The sequence below is a fragment of the Gilliamella sp. B3801 genome (genome assembly GCF_026536645.1).
GTDB classification, from domain to species: domain Bacteria; phylum Pseudomonadota; class Gammaproteobacteria; order Enterobacterales; family Orbaceae; genus Gilliamella; species Gilliamella apicola_I.
The window spans coordinates 20,295-46,731 of record NZ_JAFNNR010000010.1 but is presented as its reverse complement, the minus strand read 5'-3'; the positions used below and the strand labels follow the sequence as shown (position 1 = coordinate 46,731).

23 protein-coding genes and 1 riboswitch are annotated in these 26,437 nt (G+C 37.1%); of the genes, 12 read left to right on the top strand and 11 right to left on the bottom strand.

Annotated features, from left to right (window positions below):
• Positions 1 to 14 precede the first annotated feature (14 nt).
• The 4 genes from sapD to rne all read right to left on the bottom strand — a co-directional run bounded on the left by sapD (position 15) and on the right by rne (position 5,565).
• Complete coding sequence (gene sapD / locus J3U14_RS09430) at positions 15 to 1,004, bottom strand: putrescine export ABC transporter ATP-binding protein SapD (protein WP_065559789.1); 990 nt, start codon at positions 1,002 to 1,004, stop codon at positions 15 to 17.
• A gap of 2 nt (positions 1,005 to 1,006) precedes the next feature.
• A complete protein-coding gene (locus J3U14_RS09425) occupies positions 1,007 to 1,867 on the bottom strand; it encodes an ABC transporter permease subunit (RefSeq protein WP_267349613.1) in 861 nt (286 codons plus the stop codon).
• A complete protein-coding gene (locus tag J3U14_RS09420) occupies positions 1,860 to 2,789 on the bottom strand; it encodes an ABC transporter permease subunit (protein WP_267349612.1) in 930 nt (309 codons plus the stop codon). Before J3U14_RS09420 ends, J3U14_RS09425 begins: the two co-directional genes overlap by 8 nt.
• An 85-nt stretch (positions 2,790 to 2,874) precedes the next feature.
• Complete coding sequence (gene rne, locus J3U14_RS09415; RefSeq protein WP_267349610.1) at positions 2,875 to 5,565, bottom strand: ribonuclease E; 2,691 nt, start codon at positions 5,563 to 5,565, stop codon at positions 2,875 to 2,877.
• A gap of 740 nt (positions 5,566 to 6,305) precedes the next feature.
• On the opposite strand from rne, the gene syd reads away from it, so the two are divergent.
• Positions 6,306 to 6,833 carry a SecY-interacting protein gene (gene syd / locus J3U14_RS09410; protein ID WP_267349608.1) on the top strand — a complete coding sequence of 176 codons (528 nt, stop codon included), beginning with the start codon at positions 6,306 to 6,308 and terminating at the stop codon, positions 6,831 to 6,833.
• Between the two features lie 136 nt (positions 6,834 to 6,969).
• Complete coding sequence (locus J3U14_RS09405; protein ID WP_267349606.1) at positions 6,970 to 8,145, top strand: aromatic amino acid transaminase; 1,176 nt, start codon at positions 6,970 to 6,972, stop codon at positions 8,143 to 8,145.
• 117 nt (positions 8,146 to 8,262) lie between these two features.
• Here J3U14_RS09405 and J3U14_RS09400 read toward each other — a convergent pair whose 3' ends face one another.
• Entirely contained in the window at positions 8,263 to 9,399 is a 1,137-nt protein-coding gene (locus tag J3U14_RS09400) for an MFS transporter (protein ID WP_267349604.1), read from the bottom strand.
• Positions 9,400 to 9,704: 305 nt separating this feature from the next.
• On the opposite strand from J3U14_RS09400, the gene purB reads away from it, so the two are divergent.
• The 5 genes from purB to J3U14_RS09375 are packed head-to-tail and all read left to right on the top strand — an operon-like array spanning position 9,705 to position 13,801.
• The gene (gene purB, locus J3U14_RS09395) at positions 9,705 to 11,066 is read left to right on the top strand and encodes an adenylosuccinate lyase (RefSeq protein ID WP_267349602.1); all 1,362 of its coding nucleotides are present in this window, start codon (positions 9,705 to 9,707) and stop codon (positions 11,064 to 11,066) included.
• Positions 11,063 to 11,587: a GNAT family N-acetyltransferase gene (locus J3U14_RS09390; RefSeq protein WP_267349600.1), complete on the top strand. Its 525-nt coding sequence runs from the start codon at positions 11,063 to 11,065 to the stop codon at positions 11,585 to 11,587. Before purB ends, J3U14_RS09390 begins: the two co-directional genes overlap by 4 nt.
• Positions 11,584 to 12,369 carry an amino acid ABC transporter substrate-binding protein gene (locus tag J3U14_RS09385; protein ID WP_267349598.1) on the top strand — a complete coding sequence of 262 codons (786 nt, stop codon included), beginning with the start codon at positions 11,584 to 11,586 and terminating at the stop codon, positions 12,367 to 12,369. The genes J3U14_RS09390 and J3U14_RS09385 overlap by 4 nt, the downstream gene beginning before the upstream one ends.
• A complete protein-coding gene (locus tag J3U14_RS09380; RefSeq protein ID WP_267349596.1) occupies positions 12,366 to 13,037 on the top strand; it encodes an amino acid ABC transporter permease in 672 nt (223 codons plus the stop codon). The genes J3U14_RS09385 and J3U14_RS09380 overlap by 4 nt, the downstream gene beginning before the upstream one ends.
• Before the next feature lie 11 nt (positions 13,038 to 13,048).
• Positions 13,049 to 13,801: an amino acid ABC transporter ATP-binding protein gene (locus J3U14_RS09375; RefSeq protein WP_267349595.1), complete on the top strand. Its 753-nt coding sequence runs from the start codon at positions 13,049 to 13,051 to the stop codon at positions 13,799 to 13,801.
• Between the two features lie 157 nt (positions 13,802 to 13,958).
• On the opposite strand, the gene J3U14_RS09370 is transcribed toward J3U14_RS09375, so the two are convergent.
• On the bottom strand, positions 13,959 to 15,320 hold the full coding sequence (locus J3U14_RS09370; protein ID WP_267349593.1) for an MmgE/PrpD family protein: 1,362 nt from the start codon (positions 15,318 to 15,320) through the stop codon (positions 13,959 to 13,961).
• Between the two features lie 213 nt (positions 15,321 to 15,533).
• Between J3U14_RS09370 and folK the strand changes: the two genes are divergently transcribed.
• The 3 genes from folK to gluQRS all read left to right on the top strand — a co-directional run bounded on the left by folK (position 15,534) and on the right by gluQRS (position 17,542).
• A complete protein-coding gene (folK, locus tag J3U14_RS09365; RefSeq protein WP_267349591.1) occupies positions 15,534 to 16,019 on the top strand; it encodes a 2-amino-4-hydroxy-6-hydroxymethyldihydropteridine diphosphokinase in 486 nt (161 codons plus the stop codon).
• Between the two features lie 134 nt (positions 16,020 to 16,153).
• Complete coding sequence (gene dksA / locus J3U14_RS09360) at positions 16,154 to 16,609, top strand: RNA polymerase-binding protein DksA (RefSeq protein WP_065559802.1); 456 nt, start codon at positions 16,154 to 16,156, stop codon at positions 16,607 to 16,609.
• Between the two features lie 42 nt (positions 16,610 to 16,651).
• Positions 16,652 to 17,542, top strand: a complete 891-nt coding sequence (gene gluQRS, locus J3U14_RS09355; RefSeq protein WP_220216023.1) for a tRNA glutamyl-Q(34) synthetase GluQRS — start codon at positions 16,652 to 16,654, stop codon at positions 17,540 to 17,542.
• Here gluQRS and moaA read toward each other — a convergent pair.
• Positions 17,522 to 18,496 (bottom strand): GTP 3',8-cyclase MoaA, encoded by a 975-nt coding sequence (gene moaA / locus J3U14_RS09350; RefSeq protein ID WP_267349588.1) that lies wholly within the window; start codon positions 18,494 to 18,496, stop codon positions 17,522 to 17,524. The genes gluQRS and moaA overlap by 21 nt on opposite strands.
• Positions 18,491 to 18,621: riboswitch (molybdenum cofactor riboswitch) on the bottom strand. (Overlaps the previous gene by 6 nt.)
• Before the next feature lie 389 nt (positions 18,622 to 19,010).
• On the opposite strand from moaA, the gene ppnN reads away from it, so the two are divergent.
• Positions 19,011 to 20,387 (top strand): nucleotide 5'-monophosphate nucleosidase PpnN, encoded by a 1,377-nt coding sequence (gene ppnN, locus J3U14_RS09345; RefSeq protein WP_267349617.1) that lies wholly within the window; start codon positions 19,011 to 19,013, stop codon positions 20,385 to 20,387.
• Positions 20,388 to 20,469: 82 nt separating this feature from the next.
• Here ppnN and radA read toward each other — a convergent pair whose 3' ends face one another.
• Both radA and serB read right to left on the bottom strand, forming a co-directional pair.
• Entirely contained in the window at positions 20,470 to 21,849 is a 1,380-nt protein-coding gene (gene radA / locus J3U14_RS09340) for a DNA repair protein RadA (RefSeq protein ID WP_267349586.1), read from the bottom strand.
• Positions 21,850 to 21,858: 9 nt separating this feature from the next.
• Positions 21,859 to 22,833 carry a phosphoserine phosphatase gene (gene serB / locus J3U14_RS09335; RefSeq protein ID WP_267349584.1) on the bottom strand — a complete coding sequence of 325 codons (975 nt, stop codon included), beginning with the start codon at positions 22,831 to 22,833 and terminating at the stop codon, positions 21,859 to 21,861.
• Between the two features lie 176 nt (positions 22,834 to 23,009).
• Here serB and J3U14_RS09330 point away from each other — a divergent pair, with 176 nt between their 5' ends.
• Positions 23,010 to 23,537, top strand: coding sequence for an NAD(P)H-dependent oxidoreductase (locus tag J3U14_RS09330; protein WP_267349582.1), 528 nt, complete (start codon positions 23,010 to 23,012; stop codon positions 23,535 to 23,537).
• A gap of 54 nt (positions 23,538 to 23,591) precedes the next feature.
• On the opposite strand, the gene rsmB is transcribed toward J3U14_RS09330, so the two are convergent.
• Together rsmB and J3U14_RS09320 are read right to left on the bottom strand one after the other, a co-directional pair.
• Positions 23,592 to 24,884, bottom strand: coding sequence for a 16S rRNA (cytosine(967)-C(5))-methyltransferase RsmB (rsmB, locus tag J3U14_RS09325; RefSeq protein WP_267349580.1), 1,293 nt, complete (start codon positions 24,882 to 24,884; stop codon positions 23,592 to 23,594).
• 27 nt (positions 24,885 to 24,911) lie between these two features.
• Entirely contained in the window at positions 24,912 to 26,255 is a 1,344-nt protein-coding gene (locus J3U14_RS09320; protein WP_220216029.1) for a Na+/H+ antiporter family protein, read from the bottom strand.
• Positions 26,256 to 26,437: the final 182 nt, after the last annotated feature.

Below are 26,437 nucleotides of genomic sequence, written 5' to 3'. Positions count from 1 at the left end.
TGGTATTGATACTTTTACTCATCAGTATTTAAAGGAAAATGACAAGCAACAAAGTGATCTTTAATTTGGATTAATTCGGGTGCTTGAATACATTTTTTTTGTGCATAAGGACAACGTGGGCCCAATCGACAGCCAATAGGTAAATGTTCAAGTGACGGAATAACACCCGGTAAGGTATTTAATGGGCTTTTATGTGGCATTGCCTTACCAAAATCTGGAATGGCGTAAATGAGCGCCTGTGTATAAGGGTGATAAGGCGATTTAATTAAATCTTCGCTATCCGCCACTTCAACCGTCTGTCCACAATACAATACATTAATTCGATCTGTCCACCTTGTAATCATTTGTAAATCATGGCTAATAAGTAAAATCGTGGTGCCCATATTTTGATTCATGCTAGCCAGTAGCCTAAAAATTTGGGCTTCTGTCGTGGCTTCCATAGCATTAGTCGGCTCATCGGCAATGAGTAATTTAGGTTGATTGGCCAATGCAATGGCTATCATGACTTTTTGACATTCACCTTCTGTCAGTTCAAATGGATAAGACTTTAATATTTCTTTATGCTCTTTGATTCCAACCCGATGCAATAGTTCAATCGCACGATTTTTACGCCAAAATAGCCGTTGCCACCAATGACCTTTAAAGGTGCGTCTAGGTATTGCCTCAATCAGTTGTTGCCCAATTTTCATTGATGGATCTAAACATGATTGTGGTTCTTGGAATATCATGGAAATATTCGCACTAATAACTTTACGGCGTTGTTTAGGCGTAAGTTTTAATAAATCAATATTATTAAAATGAAAGCGATCTGCCGAAATTTTCCAATTGTGATTGGTGATCCCTAAAATCGCTTTGGCAATTAAGCTTTTACCAGAACCAGATTCGCCTACTAATCCTCGAATTTCACCTTCTGATAATCTAAGGTTAACCCTGTCGATAGCACGTAACAGACCGTCAGGAGTAATAAACTCAATCGTTAAATTACGAATATCTAACAATGCCATGATTAATGCCCTGCTCGTCGACCATTTAATCCAAAGTTTAATAAATAAACAAAGATAATGGTAGCTGAAACCGCAATTCCGGGGGATAAAAAGGCTAAATAATTGGTACCAATAATGTCTTTCATTTTAAACATCATCATCCCTAAATCGGGTCTGGAGGTATCGTTAGCAAATCCTAAAAAGGTGATGCTGGTAATGGCTAAGATAATTGAACTAAATAACGATACAATTTCAGTTAAATAGACCGGCAGAATATTAGGCAAAATATAGTGATTTAAAATCGTTATTTTGGATAAACCATCAAGCCGATAAGCCGTGATATAAGTTTTATTCCACTCCTTAATCACTCGTTGATGGATATTGTATATAAATCGTGGTGAATAAGATAACCCAATGATTAACAACATATTGGTTATGTCATCTTCAAATAACATACTGACAACGATAACCCCCAATAAAGGTGGTACGACCATAAAAAATCGGAAAATCAATAAAATAAAAGATCGTAGAAATGGAATAAAGAACATTAAATAATTAATTAATCCTGCAATCACAACAACATAAAATACCGCTTTTAGCGTCATCGATAAGGTTGAGCGATAACCAATTAATAAGTAATCAAAAATATCTTGTCCTTTAGCATTGGTGCCTAAAATGTGATTAATATCGCCATTTATAAACCATGCTGGCGGTAAGGAACTTGCATAAATAGGATCTAAATGAGCATGAAAAAACCACTTTGTTGAAACAGCAACAAAGACAATTGCCACAATGCCATAAAAGCCAACAATTGAATAAAGATTACTATGTAGCTTATTAAAACACAATGCCACGCTATTTAATAACCTTGTTACCTTAGACATGATGTTCCTTATGACGTAATGGATAAATAGCCACAGCGGTAATTTCGCCCAATAGTGTTAAAAAGCTTATCACCGTTCCACAAGCAAAAATAGCAATTGAGATAATAAAATAATTATGATGATGATAAGCACCCATAACCCATTGCCCTAATCCAACACGGTTAAATAATATTCCGACAATCATTGTTGAAAACAACAATGTAGTCGTATTATAAGTCAATTGAGGAATAGTTGCCGGAATGGTATTGGGCAATAGATGTCGACGTAAAATTTTTAAAGGTGACCTTTCTCGAATTGCAGCCATTTTTATGTAGTTCTGCCGTGAGGTATTTTTGACATTTTGGCTAATAAGCTGAATAGTGATAATGCTAGGCTGTATCGCAAGAATGATTATCGGAAGTTTTAAATATTGAAACTGCTCAATCAATAAATCTATTTTATTCTGTTTGTCAGACAGTAAAATCTCTAATAACGATGTACCAATAGCGGTGGAAGAGGTATCAAAATGTATTGATACAGACCAATTTGGAGAGACCCAAAACATAACAATCACAATTAGCATCACAATAGGACATGAATATAGTAATAAGCACCCTAACCGAATCGTGCTATTTAGCCAATTAATATTACTCAAACCTAAAAAGATACCCAACGGTAAACCAACAATTAGTGCTACCGCTAAGGCTAGAATACACAGTTCAATCGTCGCGGATAAAGTATAAAGAAACGAGACCTTTTCCCCTGAAGTTAATGTGAATTGTCCTTGCAATAATTGCCTAAAGAAAGAACTGTAAGCATCAACAATATGAAGATGATTAAACATAGAATGGGGCGAAAAATAGACAAGGCAAAAGCTGATCTGAGCCAAAATGCAGATAATTAATACAAAAGTGACTATTTTTTTCAAAATATAAATAATCATGTTTATCTTATCGCTTTTATTTGTCTAAGTAGGAACAGAAGTGGTCTGATGACCACTCTGTTTATAAATATCAGTTTTGAAACTATTATTCTGAAGGATAGGAAGGTTTACTTGCTTTAGCAAAGGCATGGTTTTGAGAGCTTAAACCGCCCGCTTCTCCTTTCCCTTCAAAGTGATAGTCTGATTCTTCCCGTAGTTTGAAACCAATTTCAGAATCTACATACTCTGGTGCAGGGGCTTTAGTCATTACTGACGAAGCGTGACCCGTAGCTTGAGACACATCAGTATTCACATCGCTATCATGACTTTCTTGTTCACTGTCTTTTGCAGCATCATAATCTTGAGTTGATGCAGAATTGATGGATCCATCATTCAAATCAGCTGTGTCAATTGTCGGTTCAGAACGGGCTTCTGTCACTTCATTTTTAACGATAACAGGTAATAAAAGTGAAGGAATAACAGGAACCACATTACTTGGTTCATCTTGTGTGATTTGACTATAATCAATCGCAACCCGACCTAATGCCAATTCAAGAGATGCAGCAGCAAATTGTAACGGCATAGGTGATTTTTTAAGATCGCCACTTCGTACCCGTCGTTTATTACGTTGTCCATTCATACGTAGATGTCTGGAAGTGCGTCGTTGACGTTTTGGTTGTGACTCTAAAACAGGCGCTGTCTCAGCTTGTTCAGGCACTATCACCGGTAATAATAACGATGGAATAACAACACGCTCTTCATTGACTTGAATCGGTGCTTCACTATTTTTCACACGTACGCTTTTTGTCAATGAACGTTGTTGACGTCTTGGTTTCACTTCTTTTTGTTTCGGTGTGACCACTTCATTACTATTCGCTGTTTTTTCAGCTTTAGTCGCGTTTACCGCATTCGCCGAATGACTATTATTTTGCTTAGTACGACGACTGTTACTACGAGTTGTCTCTTTCACGTCTTCTGTTGCTGCGCTGCTATTAGCATTTGCACCATTGCCATTACGACTATTACGCTGACGGCGACTATTCGATCGATTATTTTCACGTCTTTTAGTCGGTTTTGGTTTAACTTCTGGTTCAGGTTCACTTTTTTCAGCAACAAATAATTTGCGTAACTTACTAAATAATCCACTAAACAAGCCCCCAGATTTTTCAACTTTAGGCTCGCTCTTTTCTTTCGATGTCGTGTTCGCTTCGACTTTTGGCCCCGATAATACCGCTTGTTCAACGATGATTTCAGCCGCTGCGTCTTCTTCCTCTTCTTCCAGTTCTCGGATTAATTTCGGTAAGTTATAACTCAGTACATCAGTCTCTTCGCCAACACGTTTACGAATCACTTTATAAAGTGGCGTTTCCATCTCTTCATCACCCACAATGACAATTTTTACATCAGGGTGCATTCTTTCGATATTATTAATCGCGCGACGTTTTTCATTTAATAAATAGCTGGCAATTGGCACTGGCACGATAACATCAATTTGGACAGTGTTATCTTTCATCGCTTCTTCTTGAATTAATCGAAGAATAGAAAGCGATAATGAATTATTATCACGAATCGTTCCCGTTCCTTGACAACGTGGACAAATGTGATGAGTCGCTTCACGCAAAGACGGACTTAATCGTTGGCGTGACATTTCAAGTAGACCAAATCGAGAAATTCGTGTTGTTTGAATACGTGCTCGGTCTGTTTTCATCGCCTCTTTTAAGCGATTTTCAACTTCACGTTGGTTACGAATTGGTGTCATATCGATAAAATCGATAACAATTAGACCACCTAAGTCACGTAAACGTAGTTGACGAGCAATTTCTTCAGCTGCCTCAAGATTAGTGTTAAAGGCCGTTTCTTCAATGTCACTGCCCCGTATCGATTTAGCGGAGTTAATATCGATTGCTGTTAATGCTTCGGTCGCATCAATTACAATAGAACCGCCGGAAGGTAAACGCACTTCACGTTGAAACGCAGATTCAATTTGACCTTCAATTTGAAAATGGTTGAATAGAGGTACATCCCCCTCATAAAGTTTTAGTCGATTAACGTATTCAACACGCCCCAAATCAACTAATCGTTTTTTAGCGATCTCAAGGACTTTCGGATTATCGATTAATATATCACCCACATCATCACGTAAATAATCACGAAATGCTCGGGTAATAATATCACTTTCCTTGTGGATTAAACTTGGTGCTGGATGATTCTTAGCTTCATTTTGAATCGCTGCCCAATAATTGACTAACGCATCTAAATCTTGTTGTAACTCTTCTTGGCTTTTACCAACACCCGCCGTTCTGGCAATTACGCCCATGCCTTTAGGCTTTTCAATAGCGTCAATAATACGTTTTAAATCTGCACGATCTTCACCTTCAATTCGGCGAGACACACCACCAGCACGTGGATCATTGGGCATTAAAACTAAATAACTACCGGCAAGACTAATATAAGTCGTTAACGCAGCACCTTTTTTGCCTCGAATCTCTTTTTCAATTTGAATGAGAACTTCTTGACCTTCTTCAAGATGTTTAATGGTGCGACGACCGGTCATATTGGATGGAAAATAACTATCGGCAATCTCTTTTAATGGTAAAAAACCATCTCGCTCTCCACCATATGAAACAAAAGCCGCCTCTAAACTTGGATTGATTTTAGTAATTTTACCTTTATAGATATTGGCCTTTTTCTGCTCATGCCCAAGACTTTCGATATCTAAATCATATAAGCGTTGGCCATCAACAAGCGCAACTCGCAGCTCTTCTTGCTGGGTTGCATTGATTAGCATTCTTTTCATTATTCTACACTCTTCATTAATCTTAATTAATTGTAGGTAGAATCGTATTATTGATAAATGCTTATTTTAACAATGATAAAAAAAGTACTTAATTCGATATTTCTATACAGTGTTCATTATTTTATTTGTGTTATTTTTGTTATTATTTTATGTGACACCGATTTCACATTGACTACATTAAAATAATATTTTAGGGGGATAACCGCTAAATTCAAAAGTACAAATGACACGCCGAATTATTCCTAAACATATAATTTATTGATATTATTTCAATGGTTAATTTGCAAACCTTCATTTTATTGGTTCTAGCAAATAAACTAAATCTTTATATGATTGTTTAAAATAAACATATTATCTAATTATCTTGATTCTACTTACGCTATATTGTTTTGACAAACTGTAATGTCTAACGCCATTGCTGCATTACAAGGATAAAAATATCCCCCCTTATTATTCACGTTTCGGCAAAGGATAGCAAGAAAATTAAACTTCATATTTCATCGATAGTTAGATTAATATTTTGAGTTATTTACAAATAATATTTATCATTTCAATAAAATCATATTAGATATATTAAAAATTTATATTAACAACACTAAAAAGCAAAAATTGCTTTACATTTTTTTCTCATTTTTAGAAAACAAAAAATGGGCACTTACTTAGTAGTACCTAAAGTAAGTTAATTTGTATAATAATGGACGAAATATAAAATAAATTCAAAAAAGAGATTTAACTTATTTATGAAATCACCCGAAAAAACAGCCTTACTTGATTTTACTTCTCGTTGGATGAATCAATTTGATTATGCCCCTAAAAGTGAAGAATTACATGCCATTCCTTCACCTTGTATACTAAAAACAGCGCAACTTGCAGTATATTGGCAACCTTTTTTATTAGAGCCGGCAAGAGATCTAACTATTGTAGAACAAGTCGTTAACATCAATCTGTGTCAAAGTGCTCATGTTTTTTATGGCACACAATATGCCGGAAATATAAGCGCAAACTTTGCTGATACTCATTTAGTATTACTACAAGCATGGAATGATGACGATTTCTCAAATTTAGAGCAGAACTTAATTGCCCATTTGTCGCAACAAAAAAGATTAAAACGAATACCAACTATTTTTATTGCCTCTACCGATGAAAGTACCGAAATTATCGCCATAAATAATTTAACTGGCGAAGTGGTTAAAGAAGATCTCATTAGTGGAGAACTGACGATATTAGCTGAAAATTTAACATCTTTTTTTAATAATCTTTCAATTTAATGTAAAAAAATAATTCATAAAAATTAACAAGATTATCGTCTAAACATTTATTCACAAATTGTCTGTATCGAAATTGTGTATTATAAAATATTATGTATATAATGCGATGAAAGTGATTAGACGAAATAGGTGAATTATGTTTGAAAGTTTAACAGCAGCACCGGCCGACCCGATACTTGGATTAGCCGATCTTTATAATAAAGATGAACGCACCAGTAAGATTAATTTAAGTGTCGGTGTCTATAAAGATGAAACCACCCAAACACCTATTTTAGAAAGCGTCAAAAAAGCCGAACAATTTTTATTAAATAACGAAACCACAAAAAGTTACTTATCCATTGACGGAATCAAAGAATTTAATATCGCCACACAAATCTTATTATTTGGTAACGAAAATGAACGAGCCAGAACGGCACAAGCACCTGGAGGCACAGGCGCTTTACGAATCATGGCCGATTTTTTAGCTCGCCGAACCAAAGTAAAACGTATTTGGGTCAGTAATCCTTCATGGCCAAATCATCGAAGTGTCTTCCAAACTGCTGGTCTTGAAGTGCGAGAATACCGTTATTATGATGCACAAACCCATAGCTTAGACTTTGATGGATTGATGCAAGATTTAAGTAAAATTGCAACAGGTGAGGCGGTACTTTTTCACGGTTGCTGTCACAATCCAACCGGTATCGATCCAACTCCTGAACAATGGCAAGCCATTTCAGATTTAGCCTTAAAAAATGGTTGGTTACCGTTGTTTGATTTAGCTTATCAAGGATTGGGCCAAGGTATAGAAGAAGATGTGTATGGATTACGACTATTCACCGATCATCACCCAGAATTATTAATTGCTAGCTCATACTCTAAAAACTTTGGGCTATATAATGAACGAGTTGGTGCTTTTACCTTAATCGCTGCGGATACGGAGATTGCGGATCGGGCTTTTAGCCAAGTTAAAACCATTATTCGTGCCAATTATTCTAATCCACCCGCTCACGGCGCCAAAATTGTATCTTATATTTTAAATAACAAGGAATTAAAAGAAGAGTGGATCGATGAATTGACAAGTATGCGTCAACGTATTCATCGTATGCGCCAATTATTTGTCAAAACATTACAAGATAAAGGTGCAAATCAAGATTTTAGCTTCATCGCTAAACAAAACGGCATGTTTTCTTTCAGTGGATTAACAGAACAACAAGTACTGAAACTGCGTAACGACTACGGTATTTACATTGTGAACTCGGGAAGGATCAATGTCGCTGGCATGACCCTTGATAATATGTCACGCCTGTGTGAATCGATAGTTGAAGTGTTATAAACCTATTTTGTGATGTCAATTTTTAGGCATTATTGTTGATTAACTGTTGTGTTAGTTTGATAAAGACAGCATGAGGGATTGATAATCAATCCCTCTGCATATTAAGGATATCACGACTTATCTGGTAAATTTTTTAAATAATAAACAGGCAAATACAATATCTAACACACACAGTGAAATCAGCACTAAAAACGAGCCTAAAACACCGCTTGAATCTAATCCTAAACTAAACAGATACGGATAGCCAAACACGCCAATAAAGTAGCTTAAACTAAAAATAGTTAAATAAATACTTCGCTTTTCAGCATCGATATCTTTAACCATTTGAGTTTGAATTAACGGATAAACCAAACCATAACTTATGCCTAATAATGATGACGGTACAATATAAAAAATATTATTTGTCGTAACCAAAAACAGACACAAAGCGATCAACATAATGAATAACAAGCCGATCATGGCTAACTGCTGTGACAGTTTTAAAATAAATTTAGCCAGATAGAATCGGGCAAATAATAATGAAAAAGTATAAGAAATATAAAATATCGAAAAGTTTAAATTCTTCTCTTTCGCAAACACAAATTGAAAGTTCATCATTGAAATGTAAATACAGGCGCCTAAAAAAACCATTATCAACGGAATGACCGCATTTGAAGTAACAATGGTTTTCATTACTGGCAAAATCGATAATTTACTGCTATTTTGCTCATTGGATAAGGTTACATTAAAAAATATCCCACCGGCTAACAAACTCAACAACACAGCAAACATAAACATATATTCAATAGCAATATTATAATCGAGCAGTGTTTTGACTATCACTGGCGATAATCCGGCACCTAACATATTAAATGCCGAAATAAACATAAAATGACGACTTAATTCGGCAGTATTACTGGTTGACGACACCATAATCGGCCCCAACGTATAAATAATCCCCCACCCTGCACCAAGCAACAAACCTGCAATATAAAGAAAAACACCACCTGTATACAAAATCAATGCGATAGCAAAGGCATAAATTAACGCCCCCATTGCAGCAATAACATTAGTAGAAACAGATTTCAACACATAAGGAATCGACAAAATCGACGCCACCACCCCAATGATCCCCATTGAAATAATTTCACTCGACATCACCAACGAAAGCTTTAAAGTGTCGGTTAAAAATAACGGCAGCGTTAACATCACGCCATAAGCAAAAGAGGTTAAAAAAGAGCCTAAGCAGACTAATTTAAATAATTTGTTATTCATCACTATTTATTCCTTTTTATTAAGCAGGCTCACGTTGTGCCTTACGATGATAACATCAAAGAGATCAAGTATCGTGCATAATACGAATAAAAAATAAGAAATTTTGAAAAAATTCCCCTATTTAAGTCTATTCATCAAAACGAAATAAACATTCAACAATTAACTTCCTCAATCGCCCGTGATCAAAACCCAACAACCTTAATTCTTTTTAGTTATATCCATAGTCCAAGAGGATATTAGACGCTGTTTGAATAATCTTTAATAATTGAATAATAAAACATTAATTAATCTTTGAGGATATTTCGGTGGCGTCACATGTTATTGATTATTTGATTTTAGGTAATAATTTTAGTACCAGTGAAATGCGAGCGATATGGTCAGAACAAAATCGCTTAGAAAAGCAAGTTGCTGTAGAAGTCGCACTAGCAAAAGCACAAGGTGAACTAGGTGTCATTCCTTGCGATGCCGCTGATGCAATCGTTGCTAAAGCCGAAGCTTCGAAACTGTCCATTGAACAAATTGCCAAACAAGCTGCAGAAGCCAAGCACTCTTTAATGTCAACGATCAATGCGCTACAAGATCAAGTTGGCGATGCCGGTCAATTTATTCATTATGGTGCAACCACGCAAGATATTGTCGATACGGCAACCGTTTTACAACTTAAGCAATCATTTGCCATTATTGAACGTGATACCAAACTGGTGGCATGTGAATTAAAAAAGTTAGCCAAACAGTATCAATATTTACCTATGGTTGGACGCACTCATGGTATGCAGGCACTTCCTACTACTTTTGGGTTCAAACTTGCCGTTTGGTTAGATGAATTTGTTCGCCATTTACAGCGGTTAAGTGAAATTAAACAGCGGGTTTTAGTGGGTAATATCAGTGGTGCAATTTGTACTTATGCCGCCATGGGCGAATTAGGGGTACAAGTTGAAGCCAGAACATTAACTTTATTAGACCTCAATACACCCAACATTGGTTGGCAAGCTGCACGTGATCGGTTTTCCGAATATGCATCCGTCATTGCATTAATCAGTGGGACGCTGGGTAAAATGGGTAATGAGTTTTATAACTTAATGCGCACTGAAATTAACGAAGTTGAAGAGCCCTTTTCTGACGGAAAAATTGGTTCAACCACTATGCCTCATAAACGAAATCCAGCCGCGTTAGAAGGTTTAGCTAGCTTAACCGCACCATTATTAAAAAGTGTCGCTTTAATTCATGAATCCATGAAAGTTGAACATGAGCGAGACGCCATGAGTTGGCGAGCGGAATGGATAGCACTTCCTGAAATTAATCTCTACCTTTCTTCACAACTACAAACGGCATTAGCTGTACTGCAAGGGTTAAAAGTCAATGCTGAACGCATGTTAACTAACTTAACCTTACAAAATGGTTTACTACTGTCTGAAAAAGTGATGTTTGAAATAGGCAAGCGATTAGGCAAACAGACCGCTCATCGTTTGGTTTATCAAAGCGCCATGCAAGCTTTTGAGCAAAATAAAACCTTTAAAGCAGTGTTATTAGCTGATCCTATCTTGAATAAAGAGTTTACTGAAGATGAACTCGATAGTTGGTTAGAACCTGTTAATTATATTGGTTTAGCACCTGAAAAAGTGGAACAAGTAATCCGGTATGCTGATCAAAGTGGAGTCTTAGTATGACGTTCCGCCTAATGACGCAAAATGATATCCCAGCTTATCAAACGCTATTGCATAATGCTTATCAAGCAACCCTACAACTTGGTATCCATTTTGCTGCTGCGACAGTTAATCAAAAACAAATTGCCGATCATATTGAATCAAATGCTGTTTATCTCTATGAAAAACAGGGTAAATTAATTTCAACATTAACGATTCGTTTTCCATGGGGCAATAATCCCGGGCCTTATGGATTACCGCATTTAGGTTGGTTTGCCACTGCCCCACAATATAAAGGTCAAGGCTACGGTCATGCGTTATGGGATTTTGTTGAACAACAAATCTTAATTAAACAATTAAGACTTCCTGCGGCGACATTAGGAACAGCCGCAAATCATCCATGGTTAGCCACACTTTACATCAACAAAGGTTATAAACCTATTGGCCAAGCCGATTTAACCCCTGATCACACCACACTCTATTTTGAAAAAATTTTTAATCATAAAAACTACACTGAATGGAAAAAAAGGAATCACAAACAATGAAAACAATCAGAACTATTTTCTCTGCGATACTACTCGCCAGTTTAACATTATTATTCGGATGCGATACAAATAGCCAAGATTCGACCACAAAGCAGCCGATCATAAGAGTCGGTTCAACCGGTCAAAGTTATCCAAATGGATATAAACAACACGATAAATTAATCGGATTTGATGTTGAACTGACAGAAGCCATTGCCAATGAACTGGGTTATCAAATCGAATGGGTGGTCGCTGATTTTGGCGGCTTAATGGGACAGTTTGATTCTGGACGTTTAGATACCATTGCCAATGCCGTTGCAATCACACCTGCTCGCCAAGCTAAGTATGATTTTTCTCAGCCTTATAGTTTTTACGGTAGTCAGATTGTTACCCATCAAGAAAATAACGATATTAATACGTTATCTGATTTTAAAGGTAAAACCATTGCTGGCGTGTTAGGTTCAAATCATATCAATAATTTGAAAAAAGCCTTTCCAAATAATGAAGTGACGATTAAAACTTACGAAACCCGTGACGGAGCCATGTATGATACCGAATATCAACGGGTTGAAGGTTATGTTAATTCAAAACCCATCTTACTGGCTGAAATCAAACGTAAAAATCTTCCATTTAAATTAGTAGGCGAGCCAATAACGATTGAGCAAGTTGCTTTTCCATTTAGTAAAGATGAAAAAGGTCAAGCATTACGTCAAAAGTTTAATCAAGCTTTGGACAAGTTACGTAACAACGGCACGTTAAAAAGCCTTTCGATTAAATATTTTGGTGAAGATATTACCTCATGAACTTTAATGTAAACTATTTTTTAAGTGTGTTTCCTCAGATATTACCGTATCTACCGGTCACACTTTTTATTGCAGTGGTGTCAATTTTATTTGCTATGGTGTTAGGTTTGACTATCGCATTGTTACGTAACAATAAAATCATCATTGTTGACGCAATTTTTTCGCTGTTTATTTCGCTATTTCGTGGGATTCCCTCAGTCGTATTACTCTTTATTATTTATTACGGTTTACCTCAGATCTTTCCTGTATTAAAGCATATGGGAGCAACAACCGCCGCTATTGTCTGCTTTAGCTTAAAATATTCTGCTTATCTAGCCGAAATTTTCCGTGCTGGTCTGGCGTCAGTCGACCCAGGACAAAAAGAGGCAGGTCTAACCTCGGGACTAAGCACGATTCAGGTTTACCGAAACATTATTTTGCCACAAGCATTGGTCAATGCTTTGCCTAATACCGGTAACATGTTTATTTCATTACTCAAAGACTCGTCTGTCGCTTTTTTTGTTGGCGTACAAGAACTGCTAGCAGCAGGCAAAATGCTAACGGCGAGCTCCTTTCTCTATTTTGAAACCTATTTAGCGGTCGGCATTGTTTATTGGCTAACGGTTGTTGCTTATTCATGGCTACAAAAGCAGTTAGAACGTAAATTAAGCAAGCCGTATCACCGTTAAGGAGCAAGCTCATGATTTCTGTATCACATCTGTCTAAACGGTTTGGTCATCATCAAGTATTAAAAGAGATAAACCTTCATGTAAAACAAGGTGAAGTTGTCGCCATTATTGGACCTTCAGGCTCAGGTAAATCCACGTTATTACGTTGTTTGAATTTATTAGAAAAACCCAATACGGGTACAATTCGAATAGGTGATGTCATTCTGGATAGTGAACATTATCGTCATAAAGAAGAAGTCCAATTACGCAAACAATCAGCGATGGTATTTCAACACTATAATTTATTTAAAAACAAAACGGCGTTAGAGAACATTACTTATCCCTTGATTCTGGGTAAAAAGATCAATAAAAACGAAGCCAAACAACAAGCATTAACGCTACTAAAACGGGTTGGCATGTTACCTTATGCTGACCAATACCCCATAACTTTATCCGGTGGGCAACAACAACGGGTGGCTATTGCCAGAGCATTGGCGGTTAGACCTAAAGTTCTACTATTTGATGAACCGACATCGGCACTCGATCCTGAGCGTGTACACGAAGTACTGCAAGTCATGTTACAACTTGCCAAAGAAAATATCACGATGATCATTGTTACTCACGAAATGGAATTTGCTAAATATGTCGCTGACCGAATCATTTTTATGGCAAATGGCGTCATTGTAGAAGAAGGCTATGCTAAAACTCTTATCGATCATCCACAAAACGAGTTAACTCAACGTTTTTTGCGTCAACTAACCGATGATATTAATTTCGAAATTTAATAAAGAAAAAACGTTCGCTCACTAAATGCTTATATCAAGACAAGAAATTGGGGGATTTTGCATCGTTCCCCCCTATTTAGAATTCACGCAAAATTAAAAAAACACCTTATTAACAAGCTTCAACTTTCATTCTTTTAAGTGAATCCAGACTTTTCTACTATAACTGAACAATATAACGCTTTATAAAATCGCTGACATCTAACCCTTTTGCAAATGCTTGGATATCCTGTCTTAGCGCTATTGCAGTTGGTTGATCATCAATAGCGTTTACGAGTTTTGCTGTCATTTCATTTTGACTGTATGGATTCTTTGGTGATCCTTTGGGAAGGTCGATGCGCTGGCTGATTTTTTGACCGTTATTAAGTAATATCTCAACCACCACATAACGACCGTTATAAGCTTGAGGATGTGGTGCAAGGGTGATGTGATAACTGCGTTGCATTTTTTGCATCAGTTGTTGAATATTGTCAGCGATTGGCGTTGCCGAAAATGCTTTAAAATCAGTGGGTAAACCTAATAAAATTAAGGCCAAAATATATTCAGCTGAAAAGCGCCCTTGCTCAGCAAGCGTTGGCTGTTGATAAATTAATGCAGCATCACTCTTAGGTGGCGCAAAGTAAAGGGTAATGTTAGCCACATTCTCAACACGAAATTGCGGATGTTGAGAAAGTAATTGTCCTGCATCCGCGATATAGGCTCCAGCGGAACAAAAACTATAAGTTTTAAACCACAATCCAGGGTCAATTATCTTCCAAGGCTTTGCCCAACTGGTTAAATTCAACGCCGTATTCCCTTGTCCATACATGGCGAGAAATCCTAAATTTTCATCTAAAAAATTTTGATCTGCTTGTAGTCCTGCTCTTAACCAATCAACAGTTTGGATGGCATGTTGCGCAGCCAGTCCTGCATGTAAAAATTTTATGGGTGTGCCCATTAACAAGCGCATACCCGAAGCTTGGGTTGCTGCAAGTGCTAATGCTTGCGTTAAAAAAGGTTCATCATACAAATAACAAATTGCGGCTGTGGCTGCTATGCCACCAAGCGTAATAGTGGCATGCCATCCTTTTTCATAATGTTGTGGATTGACGCTTTTACCCAGCAACGCCATGACTTCAATACCAATAACATAAGCCGTTAAAAATCGCCGTCCATCAATCTGGAATGGCATATGATCTAATCGAATACTGGCAAACAGTGCCGATAAAATCACCGCTGAAGGATGGCCTCGTATATCTGAATGAACATCATCATAATCTAAACAGTGGGCTTGAAAACCATTGAATAATGCCGCTTGACGTGGTGTAGCTAACTTTTTTTGACCAATCAGCCAAGACCGCTCATGCCCCCCTTCTTCTTTTATCCAAGCGAGTAATCTTTGAACATTCATATCCTGACGAGCTTGTAAACAACATGCAAAATAATCGACGATGCCATTAATCGCATTATTAATAACGCAGGAATCATTAAGAACAGGGGTATTTTTAATTAACAAGCATAATTGTTGGTTTAAGTTCATCATATATTCACTCATCAAACTATCATAAATAGACTTGACCAAAATAGCGTAAAATCAGCGTTAAGTTAAAGATTATCTAGTTATATTTTAATAACTAAACTTAATACTATTGCATCAAGCAGTCGTCTTTTTCCCTTCATATAACTATTTTTGACTCATCATTAGTATGCTAATATAGATGACAAATGATTAACCTAAAATTTCACTTATCTAATTATGTCAACTTGTTATATTGCGTTAGGAAGTAACCTTGACGATCCTTTTGCTCAAGCAAATCGAGCAATAGCCGCTTTAACTCAATTGCCTCATACTCAACTGGTTAAAGTCTCACCTTTTTACCGCAGTAAACCTTTAGGGCCACAAGATCAAAATGATTATCTCAACGCTGTGATTAAGTTAACAACGAGCCTTTCACCAATTGAATTATTAGATGCCTTACAATCGATTGAAAAATCACAAGGGCGAGTTCGCAAAGATAATCGTTGGGGGGCAAGAACTTTAGATTTGGATATTCTTTTATATGATGATTTGATTATCAATAGTGAACGATTAACCATACCGCATTACCACATGAAAAACCGAGAGTTTGTCCTTTATCCACTCTTTGATATTGAGCCAGAACTCGTCTTTCCCGATAATGACAAATTGTCAGATCTTGTTGCTAAGTGTCCTAAAAATGACATGAAACAGTGGATAGCATAATTATATACATTAATACATATAGTTATGTTAATTTGCTCTAATTATGTAAAAAAAATCATAAAAAAATTTTGCCAATGGCTAATTTATTGCTATAGTTTAGCGCTTGCAAATAATCTGTACTTAAGGGGATTGCTGTGAAAAAGGAACAAAAAGTTAATACATCTTCTCTTAGCCTGCTTTCAATTGCTGGGCTTGAGCCTTATAAAGAGGCGAAAGGCGAGGAGTATATGAACCCTAAGCAATTGAAACATTTCAAACTTATCTTAGAAGCATGGCTTGCGCAATTACAAGGCGAAATGGGCAAAACAGTCTCGCACATGCAAGATGAAGCTGCAAATTTTCCAGATCCAGCTGACCGAGCAACTCAAGAAGAGGAGTTCAGTCTAGAGTTAAGAGCACGCGATAGAGAACGTAAACTGATCAAAAAAATTGAAAAGACATTAAAGAAAATTGAAACTGATGATTTTGGTTTTTGTGAATCTTGTGGCGTTGAGATTGGTATTCGTCGCCTTGAAGCTAGACCTACGGCGGATCTATGTATCGATTGTAAAACGTTAGCGGAACTTCGCGAAAAACAAATGGGAATGTAATTTTAATTACTTTCCTCAAACATTACACTACCAGATAAGCCCATGTGCTATATTGGTCGTTTTGCTCCCTCACCATCCGGACCATTACATTTTGGTTCGTTGGTGACGGCTCTCGGTAGCTATTTACAAGCTAAAGCTTATCAAGGTAAATGGTTAGTCCGTATTGAAGATATCGATCCACCACGCGAAGTCAAAGGCGCTTCCTCACTCATTTTAAAAACATTAGAAATATTCAATCTGTTTTGGGATGATGATGTTCTATACCAATCAACATGTAGTGAACGTTATCAATCGGTATTGCAATCATTACTATCCAAACAGCAAGCCTATTATTGCGACTGCTCGAGACAACGAATCCATCATCTTACCAATCATATTTATGATGGCTTTTGCCGTCAGCGAAATTTAACCCCGAACCACCAGCAGCATTTAGCCATTCGGTTAAAGCAAACCCATCCAATCTTTGAATTTGAAGATAACATTCTTGGATTACAAACAGTTGAACCAGCAAGTGCGCAAGAAGATTTTATTATTCACCGAAAAGATGGACTATTTGCTTATAATTTGGTCGTCGTTCTGGATGATCATCAGCAAGGCATTACCGAAATAGTTCGTGGTGCTGATTTGCTACCGGTTACCGCAAAACAGATATCACTTTATCAACAGTTAGGCTTTACCGTTCCTACCTATTGCCATTTACCACTCGTCTTAGATCATAATGGTAATAAACTGTCGAAACAAAATCATGCTAAACCAATCGAATTGGATAATCCAACCTCATTAACCATTCAAGCACTGCAATTTTTAGGGCAACAGATACCACAAGATTGGCAAGATGCAACCCAACAACAATTGTTAGATTGGGCAATAGCACATTGGCAGCTTTCAACTATCCCGAAACAAAATGCAGTATTAACCACCAATGTAAGATAAATTAGGCACCATACCCACTTGATTATCGTGTAATCGATGTTTTTCTGGTTTGACTACCAATGAGGCAAGAATGCGTGATTTAAGTTGTGCTTTTTGGTCTGCACTGACCAGTAAATCACGTAAATCAATCGCCGAATCACCAAACAGACAATAGTGTAACTGCCCAATTGATGACACTCGCAATCGATTGCAACTTTTACAAAAATCTTTTGAATATGGCATGATAAGACCAATTTTACCTTGATAATCATCATGTGCATAAACTTTTGCCGGCCCTGATAGAGCTTGCTTCGGTTGTAACTGCCAACCTTGCTCAATTAATTGACGTTCAATTGATTGACCAGCTAAGTGATAACGATGAAATAAATTACGGCTTTCATTGGTTTCCATAAGCTCGATAAAACGCAACTCAACTGGTCTGTATTTAATCCAAGATAAATAATCAGATAAATGGCTATTGAGATCTTTCATTAAAACAGTATTAATCTTCACTTTCGGTATGCCAATTTCTAACGTTTTTTCAATGCCAGCTATCAGCTCTTTCAGCTTATCTTGACCTGTGATTAGTTTAAATATATGAGGGGAAAAACTATCTATACTAATATTGATTGAATTTAGACCGGCTTGATGCCAATGGTTGATATTTTTTAATAACCGTGTGCCATTGGTCGTGATTGCAAGCTCACGAATACTGGGATAAGCCGAAATAACCGACAAAATTTCGGTAAAATCTCGACGCAATGTCGGCTCCCCGCCCGTAAGTCGAATTTTATGAACACCAAGCTCAGCAAATGTTGACACAATATTATCAATTTCATTAAGCGATAAAAAATGGTGAAGCTTATTTGGATGATAACCATTGGGTAAACAATACTGACATTTAAAATTACATAGTTCGGTAATCGACAAACGCAGATATTGAAATCGACGCTGATAATTATCCACTAATTGCATATAAAAAAAACACCTTATCCAAATCGGGAAGCATAGCCATTTCTGCGCTATACCGCGGCTAATTCACCATATGAAACAGGCCAAGGCAACACTTAGGTAAAAAAGCTTCAGAGTTTGGTTTAGTCTAACATAGACAATATTTTTTGACTATAATCAATTAATCAATTCGAACATTCTGAATAAAATTCTAAGGTTAAGTTGATTCATCACTGTTTTCACCATTCTCAACTATTTAGAATAACAATTACTGCTTTCTCAACGATTATTCGCTTTAAATTAATCATTTAGCACAACAATATTAATTGATTTATTCACATTCAAATAAAGTCAGAGGTATATTAATATCAAATAAATTTAATTATGATAAATCAATCCTTTTGCTGTATTTCAATTATTCAATAGGATAATTACGATAAAATTGAAAAAAGTTCATTTTATAAACTTTACTTATTCAATCTGTTTGAGTATATAATAACTCCTTTGTCGATAAAACCGTCAAATGGAGGTTGTGATGATTACCACCCATATAAGTCCATTAGGATCTATGGATTTACTCGCTCAAGCTGAAGTGGATATTCTAAAGAGATCAGCAAATAGTGAATTATATCAATTATTTCGAAATTGCTCATTGGCAACACTGAATGCGGGTAGTAAAACCGATAATACGAAAGAGCTATTAGATAGGTTTCAATCGTTCGAAATTAATGTGATTAGTAAAGAACGAGGCGTTAAGCTAGAGCTCATCGATGCGCCGGAAAGTGCTTTTGTGGATAAACGCATTATCCGTTCAATTCAAGCTAACCTTTTTGCGGTGTTGCGCGATATTCTTTTTTTAAATAGTCAAATCAGTGCTGTTAAGCAATTAGTGTCGAATGTCAACCTTGATAAAGATCATTCCTATTATATTACTAATTTGGTTTTTTCGATTTTACGTAATGCCAATGCGCTACATGTCGGCGAAGAGCCTAATCTTGTGGTTTGCTGGGGTGGTCACTCAATTAATGAAAACGAATATTATTATGCCCGTCAAGTCGGTATGCAGTTAGGACTACGTGAGCTTAATATCTGCACTGGCTGTGGCCCCGGTATTATGGAAGCTCCCATGAAAGGCGCCGCTGTTGGTCATGCTCAGCAACGCTATAAAGATAGCCGTTTTATTGGGATGACTGAACCTTCAATTATTGCCGCTGAACCACCTAATGCCTTGGTCAATGAGCTTATCATCATGCCAGATATTGAAAAACGGCTTGAAGCTTTTGTCCGTATGGCACACGGTATTATTATCTTCCCTGGTGGTCCGGGTACTGCTGAGGAACTGCTCTATATTTTAGGCATTATGTTAAACCCAGCAAATAAAGATCAGACATTGCCACTTATCTTAACTGGCCCTAAAGAATGCGAAAGCTATTTTGCTGCCATCGATGACTTTATTCGTCAAACCTTAGGCGAAGAAGCCACCAAGCTTTATCAAATTATTATTGATTCTCCAGAAGAAGTTGCACGTATTATGAAAAAAGGGGTTAAACATGTTAAATCCTCACGCTTAAAAACAGGTGATGCTTACGGTTTTAACTGGCTCCTTAAAATTGATGGTTCGTTACAACAACCTTTTGAACCCATTCATGAGAATATGGCTTCATTGAATTTACACAAAGATCAGCCTGTGGAATTATTAGCCGCTGATTTACGTCGTGCATTTTCGGGAATTGTTGCCGGTAATGTGAAGGAGTTTGGTATGAAACAAATTGCTGAACGAGGCCCTTATAAGTTACAAGGCGATAAGGAAATAATGAAACAGTTGGATGATTTATTACGTAGCTTTGTTAAACAAGATCGGATGAAATTACCGGGTGGAACGGCTTATCAACCTTGTTATGAGATCTGTTATTAACACATCATCTAAAATAGCTTGTTTAACTGTTATTTTGCCGGTATTTTTTATCGGCAAAATAACAGACGCATCAACCAATTAGCTATAAATCATTCAAAATATCTAAAGCTTCAGAAACTTTTTTGACACCAAAAACTTGCATATTTTCAGGTCTCTTTTTCGGCATATTGGCAATAGGTACTATCGCTTTTTTAAAGCCATGTTTTGCCGCTTCAGAAATCCGCTCTTGACCACTTGGCACAGGGCGAATCTCGCCACCTAAGCCAATCTCGCCAAAAATAACCACATCTTGTGGCAGTGGACGATTTCGAAAACTTGATACTAAGGCGGCAATCAATGCTAAATCGGCACTGGTTTCAGTAACTTTTACACCACCGACGACATTAACGAAAATGTCTTGGTCAGCCATTTGTAATCCACCATGCCGATGCAAGACCGCCAGTAAAAGGGCTAATCGATTCTGATCAAGCCCAACTGTTACGCGTCTTGGATTCCCATACATTGAATGGTCTACCAGCGCTTGAATCTCAACCAATAATGGACGTGTCCCTTCCCATAACACCATCACCGAGCTACCGGGTAGCATTTCATCCCCACGACTTAAAAAAATCGCTGATGGATTACTGACTTCTTTCAATCCTTGCTCGGTCATCGCAAAAACGCCTAATTCATTTACTGCACCAAACCGGTTTTTATGGCTACGCAACGTCCTAAATCTGGAATCCGCATCACCATCTAATAAAATTGAACAATCGATGCAGTGTTCAAGGACTTTAGGACCGGCAAGTGACCCATCTTTAGTAACATGTCCAACCATAATAATGGCTATGCCTTTGGTTTTAGCAAAACGAGTTAAATAAGCAGCGGTTTCCCGCACTTGAGCGACACTCCCCGGCGATGATTGAATGTCGGCAAGATGCATAACTTGAATGGAATCAATAACCATGAGTTTAGGTTGTGATTGTTCAGCCAGCAAACAGATCTGCTCAATACTGGTTTCTGACAGCATATTAATATTATCGGTTGGTAGTCCTAAGCGATGAGCACGCATAGCCACTTGCTGTAAGGACTCTTCGCCCGTCACATAAAGGGTGTTCATTTGCGTTGAAAGCTTACTCATGGTTTGTAATAACAGGGTACTTTTACCGGCACCCGGATTACCCCCAATGAGAATTGCACTACCAGGGACAACACCGCCCCCTAACACTCGGTCAAATTCGGAAAAGCCGGTAGAGAATCTAGGCAACGCTTCTAAACTGATTTCAGACAGTTTTTGAATTTTTGCCTGTCCAACGCCACTACCTGCATAACCGGTTAACCGATCATTGCGTGATGATGCACTTGCCAGCCTAACTTCGGTAATGGTATTCCAAGCATGACATGCACTACATTGACCTTGCCAACGAGGATAATCTGCACCACAATCATTACAAACAAAAGCACGTTTAACGGTTTTTGCCAACTTAATCTCCTAACCTTCACTTAATAAACTGGTCGATAAGATACACCATAATCCAGTTAAATCTGCATAATTAATGCTAATTCGTGCCTTTTCAACCACTTTAGGTTTACCATGATAAGCCACACCAAGACCTGCAATTCGAATCATCATTAAATCATTCGCACCATCGCCAATAGCAACCGTTTGTTCAATGGGTATATCTAACGATGCAGCTAAATTCTGTAATGTTCGAGCTTTAAATTTGGCATCGACTATTTGACCCGTTACTTTACCGGTTAATTTATCATTTTTGATTTCTAACTCATTTGCATAAGCATCGACCAATTTTAATTTTTGTTTTAAATGGTCGGCAAAATAGGTAAATCCCCCTGATGCGATAGCGACATACCAATTTCTTTTTTGTAATTCTTTAACTAGATAAGTCAGTCCCGATGTCAAAGGTAATCCATTTTTTACTTGCTGTAAGAGTTCTTGAGGAGCTCCTTTCAAGGTTGCAACTCGCTTACGTAAGCTGGTCGCAAAGTCTAACTCGCCCCGCATAGCTTGCTCGGTGACAGCCGCTACCTGATGTCCAACACCATATAATTTGGCAAGTTCATCGATGCATTCAATTTTAATCGCCGTGGAATCCATATCCATAACAAGCAAACCCGGTGAGTGTAAGGTTGGTAAATTATCAATAGGTGATACATCAATGCCTAATGCTAGGGAAATAGATTTTGCCTTTTTAGGCATAACGCCAGCAATCCGGACAATTTGGTAAGTTTTAATTTTCCAAGAAGAAACTATCACCATTGGCATCGCCAACTGATTTTGGAATTTTGACAGTATCGTTTTATTTAATTTTTTACCATAGATGATCCAACCTGTTTTACCTGCATTATAGTCAAGCGGAACCACTTCACAACCATTCAAAGATAATGGTAAACCTTGCCAGTTTTGAATATTTTCGGGGAGATCACTATAGGTGAGAGTATAAGCCATTACAAATATCTTTATAACACAAAATAAACCGAGAATTTACCACATCTACTAAAAATTGTCCAAGCGACCAATAATTAACCTATAATTTAGTTTATACTAGTATTATTTTTATACTAGTATATAGTTTATACAATTGAGTAACGTGCATTTTTTACATAAAAGGAAAGGAAATTACTATGACATTAATGATTTTAGGCCATCCCAATATGGCGCAATCCATTGCTAACAAAAAAATTATTGAGACATTACAGCAAACTGTTACCGATCTTGAAATCCGAAATATACATCAACTTTACCCTAATTATCAAATCGATGTAGAACAAGAACAAGCCGCATTATTGAGACATGATCTTATTATTCTTCAATATCCTATGTATTGGTTTAATATGCCAGCTATATTAAAGTTATGGTTTGATGAAGTGTTGACTTACCAATTTGCTTATGGCTCACAAGGTGATAAATTAAAAGGTAAAAAGTTATTGCAGAGTTTAACAATAGGGCAAAAAAGTTACCAAGAATACGGTGAAAATTTAATTGACCACTTTCTTGAATCAGTAAAATTTTCGTCTCTGTATATACAAATGGAATATCTTCCACCGGCATTATTATATGGTGTATCGCCATTTGATGATAAAACAGAAATAAAAACCAAAGCCTTAAAACATGGACAGGAATTAGCTGAATTGATAAAAAGTTACTGCTAATGACAAAATGTGATGATATAGCGTGAGGCAGACATCATCACATTAAACGTTCTGTTAGCTATGTTTGGTTAAAACCGCATAAAAAAACCCATCACCGCCGTTGTCGGTAGGTAAAAGCTGTTTTACCTCGCCTTGCAATTTTGCATCACTATTTTCGTGTAAAAAACGCTCAATTTGCAATCTATTCTCTTCTGGAAGAATTGAACAAGTCGCATAGACTAAAGTACCACCTGTTTTTAAATAAGGCCAAATATTCGTTAAGATCGCATGTTGTAACTCAGTGAGTTGGGCTATATCACTATCACGACGTAACCATTTTATATCTGGATGACGCCGAATAACGCCCGTAGCTGAACATGGGGCATCAAGTAAAATCCGGTCAAATTGACGCCCTGCGCACCATTTTTCTGGCGTTAATCCATCACCAACTTTCACTTCAGCACATTGTTTTAAACGCGTTAAATTGTCATTAATCCGTTTAGCACGACTTGCATCAACATCAACCGCTAATACTTGAGCATTTGGGGCGACTTCTAAAATATGTGTAGTTTTACCACCAGGGGCGGCACACATATCTAAAATTTGCTCGCCATTTTGCGGGGCAAGTAGATAAGCCGCATATTGTGCAGACAAGTCTTGTACGGTCACCGCACCTTCAGAAAAATAGGGCAATTTGGTCACATTAACGGGCTGTAATAACCTAATGGCAGAAGGTATAGCTGTACAAGCTTGTGATTCAATGCCTGCTTCGGTAAGCATTTGTTGGTACTCACTCACTGAATAGTGATTAAGATTCACTCGCAACCACATCGGAGGTTTTTGATTATTCGCCGATACAATTGCTTGCCACTGCTGTGGATAGGCTTGCTTAAGACGAGTTAGTAACCACGTCGGATGGAGAGTTCGGGCTGTATCTTGTTTACTGTCTTGCGAAAATTTGTTTGTCAAAACAGCTTGTTGACGCAAAAATTCCCGCAACACACCATTAATTAATCCTTTGAGAGCGATTTTTTTTAATTCCTTAACCGCGTTAACTGTTTCTCCTACTGCTGCATGCTCCGGAATACGGGTATAGAGAACTTGGTAAACACCCACTAACAATAAATAGTGTAAAACTCTATTTTTACCAGTAAGCACTTTGTTCATCAAGCTATGAATATAGAAATTCAGTTCAGGTAATACCCGCATTACCCCGAAACAGATTTCTTGAACTAACGCTTTATCTTTATCGGCAATTTTAGGATTTAAAGTCATCAATGCAGAGCTGAGCGATTGCCCTTCTTCCAACACATTAAAAATAGCCTGAGCACAAACCGCACGGATATTTTGATATAACTTGTTATTCATAAGCAATGACAGCCTTAATTGATGTTATTACAGAATTAACGATCCAACCCAACCCGCAATAAATAAAGGGATATTAAAATGGGTGAATGTTGGAATAACACTATCACGAATATGATCATGCTGACCATCACTATTAAGCCCAGCCGACGTTGCTAAAATAGTATCAGAAGGCGGAGAACCAGCATCACCAATCGCCCCAGAAGCACCAATTAAACAAACTGTTGCAATAGGTGAAAAGCCAAGCTGAATACAAAGTGGGACATAGATTGCTGCAATAATAGGCACCGTCGAGAATGACGAACCGATACCTAACGTGATCACCAATCCGACTAACATCATCATAAATGAAGCAATAACTTTATTACCCGCGAATAAAGCAGCACTGTTAATCACTAACGGTTCAATATCATTTGTTTGTTTTAGCACTTCGGCAAAGCCTTGGGCAGAAATCATAACAAAACCAATCATGGCCATCATTTTAATACCATCAGTAAAAACGCCGTCTGCTTCACCCCATTTAATGGTTCCCGAAACAATAAAGCAAATAAAACCAATTAGCGCCCCTAAAATCATTGAACCTGTGTAAAGTTGGATAGCAAAAGAGAGAACAATTGCCAATAGAGACACAATAAGTGAACGCTTATTTACACTATTTACCGTTTCTAAATTCGTCTCTTCACGAATAATTTTATATTCTCTTGGTTTACGGTAACTGACAAAAATTGCCCAAAGTAGCCCAACAAACATCCCTAGCGCTGGTATCGCCATAGCATGCATTACATTCACATGACTAACATCCATGCCAGATGCAGTGATATTTTTTAATAAAATTTGATTTAAAAAGATATTACCAAAACCAACCGGTAAGAACATATAAGGTGTAATGAGTCCAAATGTCATTATACAGGCAATCATTCGTCTATCTAACTGTAATCGAGACATCACATATAATAGTGGTGGGATTAACAGTGGAATAAAAGCAATATGGATAGGTATGATATTTTGTGAAGAAATACTGACCAAAGCAATAATAATAATTAATAACCATTTTATGCGTTTTTTAGCACTGCTCGTTGTCAACTGTTTAACCGCTTTATCCGCTAATAATTCAGGCAATCCCGATTTTGAAATTGCAACCGCAAAAGCACCAAGCATAGCATAAGAAAGAGCGATATTTGCACCATTGCTAATACCTGTATTGAATGCATCAATTGTTTGTTTTAACGTTAAATGGCTAAATAAACCACCAACAAAAGCACCAATAATTAAGCTAATTACCACATGAACACGGCAAAGAGATAAAATTAACATACAAATTACCGCAATAACCACAGCGTTTATTGACGATAAAAGCTCAAAAACTGTATTCATAGATATATTCTCTTAAATAAACAAAGTTAATTATTTTAGTGGATGACTATAGAAAGTGCAATTGATAGTAAATGCTGACTTTTAACCATGATTATTCTAAAAATAGTTGACGTCTAAATGGATTTTAAGTGACAGATTAAAATAAAAAGCAAAATCAACACATTGCTCAGTAAACTCCCCAT